Genomic DNA, 12,407 nt, shown 5'->3' with positions numbered 1-12,407 from the left:
CAGTACCTTTGCCACATGATATTCTACTTTTCTGGTACAGGTAATAGCAAATGGGCTGCAAAGACATTAGCTTTAGAAACTGACGATACACTCGTTTCAATCCCAGAAGTAATCAAAAGCGATTGTTCTTTTACATTAAAAAAGGATGAACACGTAGGTTTTATCTTTCCGATACATGGATGGAGAGTTCCAAGCATTGTAAAAGACTTTATAACTAAATTATCAATAAAGACTGATGGAGAAGACACCTCCCTCATAAAGCATTATTGTTTCTGTTTAGTTACAGCTGGAGATTCTATTGGCAAAGCTATGGAACGCTTTCAACAGCAACTAAAGAGCGTTACTGTAAGTGACGCACTGTCACTTAAGGCGGTATGTTCTTTAATTATGCCAGAGTCATATGTTGGCTTGCCAGGTATGGATGTAGATACGAAAGAGAAAGAATTAGAAAAGAAGGAACTTGCTTCAGAGCAGATAAAAGAATTCTCTAAGATTCTTAAACAGCGTCCTCATACGGATAGCAATCAGATTTGGGGCTGGAACCAATTAATAAGAGGTCCTATTCCTTCTTTCTTCTCTGGTCCTGTAGGAGGCTTCTTTGAACGCTTCCTCATCACTGATAAGCCCTTTCATGTAGACAGTCGTCGATGTGTGAAGTGTGGTATTTGTGCTAACGTTTGCCCCGTTGATGACATCAAAGGTGGCTTAGGATATGAACCAGAATGGCTACACAATGGCAAATGCCTTACCTGTTTCTCGTGTTATCACCACTGTCCACACCATGCTATTGAATTTGGTAAACGTACACAGAAGAAGGGACAATATTTCTATAATAAATTAAGTAAACTAAATTAAGAAAAAGATATGATTAAACAATTAAAACAACTATCTCTTATTGTATGTCTAATGCTTTGTTCCCTTACCACTTGGGCGGCAAAGGCAGAATCAATCCCTGTACAAGTAAGACAGGCTGATGGTTCTGTTATTACTGTCATCTTGCGTGGTGACGAACATATCAACTGGTACACAACGCTTGATGGCGTATTGCTTGTACAAGGTGCGGATAACAACTACTATATCGGTAAAGTAGAGAAAAGTGGCAACCTTATTGCTACCCAACAGCTTGCACACGAAGCATTAACTCGCTCACAAGCAGAGCGTAACTTGATTGCTAAGCAAGACAAGGATAAGTTCTTTGCTTACGTTAATAAGGTTGCTGAAGAATCTGAAAACGCATACGATAAAACTCCTCTTACACGAGGCCCTATCATAGATACAGAATGGGGAGGCATACCTTATTTCCCTCATACAGGTAGCCCAAAGGCACTTGTCATACTTGCTGAGTTTCAAGATACAACTTTCACGATCCAAGACACTAAGAATGTGTTCACAAACTATTTAATGAATGAAGGGCATTTCACAGATACTCGCTACAATCAAGATAAAAACTACAAAGGTGTGCGTGGCTATTTCAAGGATTGCAGTTATGGGAAGTTCACACCTACCTTTGATGTTGTAGGACCTGTAAAATTGCCTAAGCCACAGGCTATCTATGGCGCTGGCCAAAATGACAGGGTAGACTTATTGATTGCTGATGCCTGTAGTGCAGTTGATGGAACGGTAAATTTTGCGGATTATGATGCTAATGGTGATGGTCTAGTTGATCTCGTTTATGTTATTTATGCAGGACATTCTGCCAATATTACTGGAAATAAAATAACTGATATATGGCCTAAATCTGGAACTGTTAATATCTCAAACACTTTTGATGGAAAAAGCATCCGACGCTTTGGTGTAAGCAATGAGTTGGCAGGTTTAGAAAATAAGGCAAAAGACAAGGAAACGATTAACGGTATTGGCTTGTTCTGTCATGAGTTCTCACACACACTCGGACTTCCTGACATATACGCTTATCATACTGATGCAGAAAATCAGGATGATCAAGGTATGGAATATTGGGACATTATGGATGGCGGAACGGGAATCCGTGGTGGACGTATACCAGCTTCTTATCTTGCTTGGGAACGTGAAGTAATGGGCTGGATGAATATTGATGAACTCAAAAATGATAGCACGATTAACAACCTAAAGACTATCGACAATGGCGGGAAAGCATATAAGATTGTCAATAGCAAAAATAAAAATGAGTACATTGTATTACAAAGTATTCAAAAAGGTGCTTGGAACCAAGGCTGGGGAAATGGTACTTATGGAAAAGGCCTACTTGTCTATCGTATATCATATCAATCTGACAAAGTAAATATCTTCGATTATCCTAATAATATAAAAGGTAAACCACGTGTGATCCCAATCCCAGCTGATGGTAAAATATTAGCAGCAGCTAATGCTGGAGGCTTATTAAGTACATACGTACAACAGCTCAATGGCGATCCCTATCCTTACAATGGAAAGAACAGAATTGATAACTTTAAGATGTATGATGGCAGCATACTAAATAAGTCAATATTTGACATCGTAGAGAATGATGCTGCACGATATGTTAGTTTCAAGTTTAAGAACAATGAAACCAACGGTATTCAGGCACCTTCAATCTTTGAAAGGAGTACATCTGACAACCGTATCTATAGCCTTGACGGCAGATATGTAGGTACTGATGCGTCTATCCTTCCTCATGGAATCTACATTCAGAACAACAAGAAGTTTGTAAAATAGCACAAACTCTTGAACAAATAAAGAGGGTGTGTCAAAATGCAAATTAATAACTTGACAACCTTCAATTTATAAGTAGGCTTCTTCTAAAGGCAAAGAAAAGACCATTTCTTTACTCAAAATCGAGTACAGAAATGGTCTTTTTTAATGAATTGTTTCAAACCGTAAGATTATCAAAATGGTATTTGCATTTTGACACACCCACTTTTTCATAGTAATTTAAGATGAAACAAAGATTTCTATCAAGATTATTTGGCTGAATTAAAAGAAAGCCTTACCTTTGCCGCCGTGAAACAGTTAGCAACGACATATCAAGGCAACAACGTACTGCAAAGAATTATCCAATTCTTTGCATCTTTTTGCACTTTATCCTTGGTCAATCCAAATAATTTGCTAACACACACACACACAGGCGCTACTAGCGTTTAATCATACTTTTTTTCTTCCATCCTACGCGCGCGCGAAGCGTGGCGTAACCCCTGTAAACAAAGGACTTCTAGGAGTTTCCTTTGTTCGCTTTTTTATGCCCTTTTGTGAACTCCGTTTAGAGCAAAATAAGAACGAAATAACAGCTATTTTGATTAATAACCAAACAGGATGCGCTGACTGCGTTTCCCCTAAAAATTAAACGAAATGATAGTAATTGAAAGAAAGATTTATCAAAAGCCCCAGTGCAACATTGTTTGTACGGAGACAGAAGCCCTATTGGTTCATGCCAGTGGTAATGCAGGAACTATTCAATCTGGTACAACAGTGGGCGATGCCAAGCACAACTTTTTTAATGAAGGAGAAGACCAAGAAGAGACTTCTTGGGATAGTACAGAAAACTATTAAGAATTATCAGAAAGGAAAAGACAATGAATAAGTTTATGAAGAGAACGACTATCGGTTCAGTAATGCGAGGTATATGTTACGGCTTCGCTGCTTTATTGTTTGCTGCCAGCTGTGCAAATGATGACGTTGCACAGGATGAAAAGCAGAAGAAAGATAACATCCCAGCGGGTACAACCGTATTTACAGGTACTTCCCAACCAGAGACAACAACACGTACAGCCATCCTTAACCACACAAAAGGCGCAGGTGCTTCCGTAAATTGGAGTAGCACGGACAAGATATGGGTAAAGGACGATGGAGGAAATTGGCAGCAGAGCACAACGACGACTATCCCTTCCGCAGCAAACCCATCATTTGCTAAGTTTGCTCTTTCGGGCACATATACCGGTCTTTCACACGATGTTTTATATACAAACACGACTGTTGGTACGCAACCACAAGTAGAGATAAAGGCAGCACAAACACAGTCTGCCCCAAACAACTTTGACCATGCAGGCGAATCGGGCGATTGCGGAATTGCTACAGGTAACAAATCTGGTAGTGATTATGCATTCACCCTTAATCATAAGGCTTCTTATCTCTGTTTTATTCCTCGGTCTAGTAATCCATACGTAAATCGCAGTAAGTTGATTAAGGTTGAGATTATGAGCGACGACGATATTGCCGGTACTTACAACATAGCTGCCAATGGAGCTCTCACCCTTGCCTCAGGCGGTTCAAAGACAATTACTGTAAGAACAGGTTCAGGCTTTGATATAGATAACTCTGCTGATGATATGAGCAAGAATGCAACCTATGCTGTCGTAGCCCCAGGTACACATAAATTCCGTATTCGTTACTGGCTTCGCAATACAACAGATAACCCTAAGGGACCGATTGAAGGAACAGTATCAAAGATCGTTACGCTTAATTGTACGGCAGGTTCGATCCATGATATAACTGCTAATCTTGACCCACATGATTACGATGGCGACCATTATTATATGTGGGATGCTCAGGAACAATACTGGAAGGGGCACGAATGGTGGTCAGCCAATAAAGACCAGCCAGTGTTAAACGTTGCCGGTAACGGCAACTACGCCAAGAGCAACACTGACTCTCGTTGGTACCGCGAGGGCGGCGGTACAGGTGTTAGATTCGACGCTACCCAGACATGCGCCACTCTCCCCAACGTGAACGAGATGACGTGGTACGCCGCAAGTGGTGACCCCCGTTGGGACAAGGACGAATTATGGACAACTATGGGTCATTTATATAAAGGTGGCATGTGGTTTAAGAAAAAGTCACAGATAAGCGGATTCAAAGCAAACAAAGCCTACGACGGTACTGATTGGCGCACAAATAGCAACAGTTACAGCGGGACCCCATCTCATACTCTTCCTTCCGCAGCCGATGCAAACAATTACTTCTACCTGCCCGCCTTGGGTCACTACAACACCACTGGTCAGCTGTACAACGTTGCCCTCAGCGGCAGCTATTGGTCGTCAAGTGCTTACCCGGGGAACAGCTACAGCGCGTACTGCCTGGACATCTTCAGTGGTTACGTCTACGTGGAAAACACCAACCGCAACGTCGGGAATAGGGTCGACGGGTTCGAGTAGTCCGTGCGCTTGCCCTTTTACAGGTGTCTACCTCTAAAAGGCGAGGATTAATGCGAAAAAACATGACAAAAAGGGGTAAAAAGTAAACCTCTTGCAACCAATTGATAGTCAACGCATTATAGAAGAGGGTATCTCGGTATAGGACTAAGCCCCCCTCGGTATAGGACTAAGGGTACCTCAGTATAGGACCGAGGTACCCTCTGTAACGGACCGAGATAGACTGTTACTTGAAAATAATTTATACATCGTTTATTATAAATCTATTTATTAATCTTTAAAAGTTTGAAACTATGGCTTTTTTTAAGAAAGTGAAGAAGAAAATTACAGGTTTGTGGTATCCACAGGTAGTAGTCGTGGGGAAGCCCGTAACAACCGACCAAGTGGCTGATCGATTGGCATTGATTTCGACCGTGAGTCGTGGTGACACGTATGCGGTGTTGAAAGACTTAGGTGTCGTTATGGCTGCTTTTATGGCCGAGGGTCGCACGGTGAAGTTGGAAGGCGTAGGTACGTTTTACTACACCATCAATGCCGACAAGGGAATCGCGAAGCCGGAAGAAGTAACGGCAAAGCAGATAAAGAATGTCCGTGTCCGTTTCATTCCGAGACTTCGCGCACACAGAGCAACAAGGTTGCTACCCGTTCATTGGTTTCTGATTCTATTCACTGGGAGGAGTGGAAGGAAGAAAAGGAGAAAGAAAAAAAGAAGCAAGAGGGAGGCGGAAGACCAGAGGTGGGATAACGCCTAGCCCCCCACCCCAGTAGGGGAGGGAACTTAATTCCTAAAAGCCTCTCCAAAAGAGACGGAGTAAATAACAGAATCCCCGATGAGTAGTTTACTCCTTGATTTTTCAAATCATAAGGAGGTTACTAAACATAAAAGAGCCATATCTAACTCTACGTTTGAGTTTGATACGGCTCTTACCATTTAATAGTGGTTGAACTTGAAATAAAAGTTTGGTTCTTCCGAAATATGGAGTGACAAAGTAAGCCTACTACATATAAAAGGCACACAGAGAGGGGGAGAATACGGAGGTGAAAGCAGACAATATCACGGAAGTGCCGAAGGCGCAAAGAGCGACAGAGGTGTAGTGTACGTGTTGCTGATAGCTTTGGTAAAAAACGTTTTAAGAGATCTTGCAAACCACTGCTTTGTAATGAAATAGACAAAAACATTAATAAAACTCGCAAATATCCTCTGTTTCTACACGCACCAACGGTGCCTCTGTGCCTAACGATTGCTGCTATATAAAACCTCTGTGCTCTCCATTTCTCTGTGTGACCTATCTTCAAAAGTTCTAATCTCAAAAGGTATCACTCCAAATTGCTGAAGGCCCAAAGGAAAGACAATTTCTTTACTCAAAATCGAGTACAGAAATGGTTATTTTTTATTGGATTGTTTCAAACTGTAAGATTATCAAAATGGTATTTGCATTTTGATACATCCTCTTATTCTATCTTAGGAAAAGGTTTATACGGAGGTTATTTGTTTTGTAAGAAGAAAAATAAGCTTTAGCACATACTTTTTCAAACGTTCCTTACGCTTATTTTTCCTGATAGAGATAACGCTTAATACTCTTCTTCGGAGTCTTGGCAAACTCCTCATCACGCAACTCTATTGCCGAGAGGTGGCAGAAAGATGGCAACATATTGTTCAGTTCCAGACGGTTCTGCTCCATAATTTCTTGCAAATCTGATTGTGAGAAGCCCATCTCTTTTGCCTCATCAAAATCAGGATAGACCAAGCCAACAATCTTGTCACCACGCTGAACAACAATACACTCACTCACCATAGACATAGAGTTTAGCTTGTCTTCAATCTCTTCTGGATAGACATTCTGACCGTTAGAGCCTAAAAGCATATTCTTTATACGTCCGCGAATAAAGAGATGACCATCAGCACTCATCGTTCCAAGATCACCCGTATGATACCAACCGTCCTTATCAAGAACTTCTTTAGTAGCCTCCTCATTCTTATAATAACCAAGCATCACGTTCTCTCCTCTGGTAATAACCTCACCAGGAACATTTGCAGGATCAGGACTGACAATCTTTACCTCCATATTCAAGACAGGTGTACCACAAGAGCCTGGAACAAAGTCTTTGTAATCACTATAAGTTACCATCGGACCACATTCCGTTGCTCCATAACCACTGGTCACAGGGAAATTAATACTTACCAAGAAGTCTTCAATCTCCTTGTTAAGAGCAGCTCCGCCGGTAACAAGTTCATACGCATTGCCACCAAAGGCTTCCATAACAATCGCACTGATTCTTTCCTTCACCTTCTTGCTAACAACAGGCATCTTCAGCAGCATACGAGTTGCTGTACTTTGTACCTTTGGAAAGACATTCTTACGAATAATCTTCTCAACAACCATTGGTACTGCAATAATAATAGCAGGACGAATATCTGTACAAGCCTGAGCAATCAAAGAAGGACTCGGCAGTCGTGTAAGGAAATATAGATGACTACCAAAGCTAAACTGGCAGATAAACTCACAAATCATTCCATACATGTGAGCCATTGGAAGCATACAAAGAACTTTACTACCAGGCTTAATATGTGGTTTCAAATCGGCTGTTGCCCAAGCAAGATTACTACGCACAGAACGATAACTGAGCATCACACCCTTTGAAAAACCAGTTGTTCCGCTGGTATAATTAATCAGTGCAAGGTCGTCAGCCTCGTCTTTGAAATAATTTACATCCTCCGCACGGAAGAACTTTGGATACTTCTTTCCAAAGAGTGCATTCAAGTTTTCACGAGCATTTGTCAATGATTCTGAACGAGAAAGAATCAATGAGAAGTCTGGTAAATATATTATACCTTCCAACTGAGGCATCTGTTCTCCATCAATAGTTGTTGCCACAACATCACCTACAAAGAGGAGTTTTGATTCAGAGTGATTAACAATATTGTAAATCTGCTCTGGCTTGAACTCATGCTGAACAGGTACTGCTACAGCTCCATAAGAAAGCGTTGCAAAGAATGCAACTGCCCATGACGAAGAGTTTCTTCCACAAAGAGCAACCTTATCACCTTTCTTCAAACCACTATTCTCAAAAAGAATATGTAATTTCTCTATTTTGCGAGCTACATCATGGTATTGAAGTGTAGCGCCAAGATAATCCGTCAGAGCATCTTTATCCCAGTTATCCTTGATACTCTTTTCTATACACGCGTTGAAACTTTTAATAGAATCCATTGCACAAAAGTATGATTTGCGTGCAAAGTTAAATAAATTCCTGCACATTCACAAAAACTTTGTGCAAGAAAAATATGCTCAGTAAACAAAAAGAGGAGAAATATTCCTTTTTTATCTTCGAATAAAAGAATTCAAAGTTGATTTTAGTTTTTCATCTTTTTATACTTATTTTCTTATTTGAAAAGCGTACTAAACAATTGAAATATATTTACATAATAGACTGCAAATCACCTATAAAAGTCATATATTAGCGCTATTTCTCGTGCCTTTGCAACTTACACGATATCAATAGGTTACAAAGTTACTTTATAAAAGATGCTTAGTTAGACTTCAAAAGGGCGTTAGTTAGACTTCAAAAGAGCACCTTTTGCAAGTCAATTAGGCGTCTTTTAGAAGCCAAAAGAGCATGTTTAAAAAACAAAGTTATGAAAAATTACAACAAAACCGACTTTTATTATCTTTCTATAGGATAACAATAGGAGTAGAAACGCCAACAAACAAGAAACAAAAAGAGACTATATCAAAAATGTAGAAACACATGATTTGTGTATCTGTCAGTAGCACTTTATTGGGAAATATAAGTTTAATTTCCCAAGAAAAGTCCTGACTACATCTTTGAAATAGTCTCTTTCTATATTCTTAAAATCAATTACACCTTATTATATATAGGCGCATAGAGGAACGAAATTAGTCCTCTGCTGGCTTCATGTTAGTATAAACATTCTGCACGTCGTCGAAGTCTTCCAAACGCTCAACCATCTTATCGATAGTCTCACGCTCTTCAGGTGTTACGTCCTTCAAGTCGTTAGGAATACGAGTGAACTCAGCAGAAGTAATCTCGAAGCCATTGTCCTCTAAGTGTTTCTGAATCTCACCAAAGCTTGTTGGCTCACCATAGATTGTGATTTCGTTCTCTTCCTCATCCTCATCGAATTCGTCCTCAACACCATAGTCAATCAAGTCGAGAATCAACTCTTCCATATCCAAGCCGTCCTTCTTCTTAAAAGTGAAGACTGCCTTATGGTCAAAAAGGAAGCTGAGAGAACCCTGTGTACCAAGATTACCATTGAACTTGTTGAAGATTGAACGAACATCACCTACAGTACGTGTGGTATTGTCGGTCAATGTCTCAACGAACACAGCAATTCCGTGAGGACCATACCCCTCGTATGTTACCTCCTTGTAGTCGCTGGTGTCTTTACCCATTGCGTTCTTAATAGCGCGCTGGATATTGTCCTTCGGCATGTTCTCACGCTTACATGTTGCTATAATCGCACGAAGGCGTGGGTTGTTCTCAGGCTCAGGACCACCTGCCTTAACAGCAATAGCGATTTCTTTACCTAACTTTGTGAACGTACGGGCCATATGACCCCATCTCTTGAGCTTACTTGCTTTGCGATATTCAAATGCTCTACCCATTGGATTTGTTTGTTAACGGAGTTCTGCTCCGAGTTTATTTGTTAAATTCTTAATTAATTTCTGCATGATGGCATCAATTGCCTTGTCGTTGAGCGTCTTGCTTTCATCCTGAAGAATGAAGTTTACAGCATAACTCTTCTTACCCTCAGGAAGGTTCTTACCCTGATAAACATCGAAGAGTTCGACACGCTTCAAGAGTTTCTTATCTGCCTGACGAGCGATCTCTTCAATCTGTGCAAACTCAACATTGTTGTCAACCAACAAGGCAAGGTCACGGCTTACAGCAGGATACTTAGATATCTCCTGAAACTGAAGTTTATTCTTGCGGATGGCCTTCATCAATCCAGCCCAATCCAACTCTGCATAATAAACCTTCTGATCAATATTGAAACTCTTCAAAAGCTTGTGGCTAAGAATACCCATCTCAACGAGTATCTTACCTGCACGTGTCTTCAGTGCTATCGCCTTATCAAAGACGTTGTTATCAGACTTTTCGATAACGAGCAAGCCCTGTGCAATGCCGATACGACGAAGAATATTCTCTACGTATGCCTTTAGTTCATAGAATGTACTTTCCTCATCAGGATGTGCCCATGAACCTTGTACGCGCTTACCTGTCACCCACAATGCCATGTGATAATCCTGACTATAAGCCTTAACAGGACTTTCCTCTGACCACTTTTCCTTATTGAACTTGTAGACATTACCTACTTCAAAGAAGCGAAGGTTCTGTGCCTTACGGTTTACATTACGTACAATACTCTCCAAACCACCAAAGAGAAGGGTCTGCCGCATCACACCCAAGTCTGCTGAAAGTGGATTCATCACCTTCACAGTCTCCTCCCAAGGATAAGCATTAAGGCCTGTCTCCTCATAGTAAGAACTCTTTGTGAGCGAGTTATTCATAATCTCTGAGAAGCCAGCACCTACTAACTGCTCACCGATGATATTCTCACGATGATAGTTCTTGTCAGCCTCTTCTGCGATTGTCAATGAAGACTTCAACTCTGTAGGAATCTCTACATTATTATATCCATAGATACGAAGGATGTCTTCAACAACATCACAAGGACGCTGTACATCAACACGATAAGGAGGAACGAGGAGATTGAGTCCCTCTGCATCTTCCTTCTCTACCTTCATTTCAAGACTTTCAGCAATACGCTTAATCGTTTCATTACCGAGTTTCTTACCGATAAGACGGTCGCAATACTCATAGTTCAAACGAACTGGGAAGCCTTCCATCTTAGTTGGATACTCATCACGAATCTCCATACTTACCTTACCACCTGCAAGTTCCTTACAAAGGATTGCAGCCTGCTTTAGCGCATAGATGACACCATTTGGATCAATACCACGCTCAAAACGGAAGCTGGCATCAGTTGAAAGACCATGACGACGAGCACTCTTACGAATCCATGTTGGATGGAAGTAAGCACTCTCCAAGACTACATTTCTTGTTGTTTCGTAAGTACCACTACCCTTTCCACCAAAGACACCTGCTATACACATAGGGTCTTCCTCATTGCAGATTGCAAGATCGTGCTCACCAAGTGTATGCTCTTCACCATCCAAAGTAACGAACTTCTTACCCTCATTCTTATCTTTAACGATGATGTGGTGCCCTTTAACCATGTCTGCATCAAAACAGTGCATAGGCTGGCCGTAAGCCATCATGATATAATTGGTAATATCAACGATATTGTTAATTGGTCGTAAACCGATAATATTCAGTTTATCCTTCAACCATTGTGGACTTTCCTTTACCTCACAATCAGTAATGCTCAAACAAGCATAACGACGGCAAGCATCTGTATTCTCGATGGTCACATCAATAGGAAGGTCATGATTGTCAACCTTAAATGCATCACAAGATGGACGATGCAATGAAGTTTCATAACCATTCTGTGTCAACCATGCATAGAGGTCGCGAGCTACACCATAATGGCTTAACGCATCTGCACGGTTAGCAGTGATATCTATTTCAATCAACCAGTCACTATCTAATTGGTAATACTCTGATGCAGGCTGACCGACTGGTGCATCCTCTGGCAACACAATGATACCATCATGACCAGTGCCAACACCAATCTCATCCTCGGCACAAATCATACCAAGACTTTCTACACCACGCAGCTTGCTTCTCTTGATAGTAAACTCATTGTCGCCATCATAGAGTACACAACCTAAATCAGCAACGATTACCTTCTGTCCTGCTGCAACATTCGGTGCGCCACATACAATCTGCTGTGGTTCTCCCTTGCCAAGGTCAACGGTTGTTACGTGAAGGTGATCAGAGTTTGGATGTGCCTCGCAAGTAAGCACCTTACCAACATATAAACCCTTTAATCCACCACGTATCGTTTCAACTTCGTCCAGTGAGCCTACCTCCAAACCTATGGAAGTGAGCGCAACTGCAATCTCTTCTGGACTAAGATTGAAATCAACGTATTCCTTTAGCCATTTGTATGAAATCTTCATTATATAGTTATATTGTTTGTTCTGAAAATACATGCAAATTTACGAAAAAACTCAGATATAGCAAAAGGATAAAAGAAAAAAGCCGTTGCATATAGAGAAAGTCTCTCTTTCTATAATCGTAACAAAGAAAAAGTAGACTATTTTTTACGCACATAAAGCTATCTTTCAAAGTCATTATCACATAGCTTTAATC

The 12,407-nt window shown here is 40.8% G+C and carries 7 protein-coding genes and 1 pseudogene; 5 read left to right on the top strand and 3 right to left on the bottom strand.

The window, feature by feature from the left end; genetic code table 11:
- Positions 1-15: 15 nt before the first annotated feature.
- The 5 genes and pseudogenes from J4861_RS03125 (at position 16) to J4861_RS03105 (ending at position 5,847) form a co-directional block, all read left to right on the top strand.
- A complete protein-coding gene (locus tag J4861_RS03125) occupies positions 16-855 on the top strand; it encodes an EFR1 family ferrodoxin (RefSeq protein ID WP_211815759.1) in 840 nt (279 codons plus the stop codon).
- Positions 856-864: 9 nt separating this feature from the next.
- Positions 865-2,673: a M6 family metalloprotease domain-containing protein gene (locus J4861_RS03120; protein WP_211815758.1), complete on the top strand. Its 1,809-nt coding sequence runs from the start codon at positions 865-867 to the stop codon at positions 2,671-2,673.
- A 630-nt stretch (positions 2,674-3,303) separates the two neighbouring features.
- Positions 3,304-3,504 (top strand): hypothetical protein, encoded by a 201-nt coding sequence (locus J4861_RS03115; RefSeq protein WP_211815757.1) that lies wholly within the window; start codon positions 3,304-3,306, stop codon positions 3,502-3,504.
- Between the two features lie 23 nt (positions 3,505-3,527).
- Complete coding sequence (locus J4861_RS03110; RefSeq protein ID WP_211815756.1) at positions 3,528-5,105, top strand: hypothetical protein; 1,578 nt, start codon at positions 3,528-3,530, stop codon at positions 5,103-5,105.
- 290 nt (positions 5,106-5,395) lie between these two features.
- A pseudogene (locus J4861_RS03105) lies at positions 5,396-5,847 on the top strand (HU family DNA-binding protein).
- Positions 5,848-6,649: 802 nt separating this feature from the next.
- Here J4861_RS03105 and J4861_RS03100 read toward each other — a convergent pair.
- The 3 genes from J4861_RS03100 to pheT all read right to left on the bottom strand — a co-directional run bounded on the left by J4861_RS03100 (position 6,650) and on the right by pheT (position 12,214).
- Positions 6,650-8,314 (bottom strand): AMP-binding protein, encoded by a 1,665-nt coding sequence (locus tag J4861_RS03100; protein WP_211815755.1) that lies wholly within the window; start codon positions 8,312-8,314, stop codon positions 6,650-6,652.
- Positions 8,315-9,001: 687 nt separating this feature from the next.
- A complete protein-coding gene (locus J4861_RS03095) occupies positions 9,002-9,733 on the bottom strand; it encodes a YebC/PmpR family DNA-binding transcriptional regulator (RefSeq protein ID WP_004359579.1) in 732 nt (243 codons plus the stop codon).
- 12 nt (positions 9,734-9,745) lie between these two features.
- Positions 9,746-12,214, bottom strand: coding sequence for a phenylalanine--tRNA ligase subunit beta (gene pheT / locus J4861_RS03090; RefSeq protein WP_211815754.1), 2,469 nt, complete (start codon positions 12,212-12,214; stop codon positions 9,746-9,748).
- Positions 12,215-12,407 lie beyond the last annotated feature (193 nt).

The sequence above is a fragment of the Prevotella melaninogenica genome, from assembly GCF_018127925.1.
Taxonomy (GTDB): domain Bacteria; phylum Bacteroidota; class Bacteroidia; order Bacteroidales; family Bacteroidaceae; genus Prevotella; species Prevotella melaninogenica_C.
Note: the sequence above shows the minus strand (reverse complement) of the source record. Positions and strands in the feature narration are given on the sequence as shown.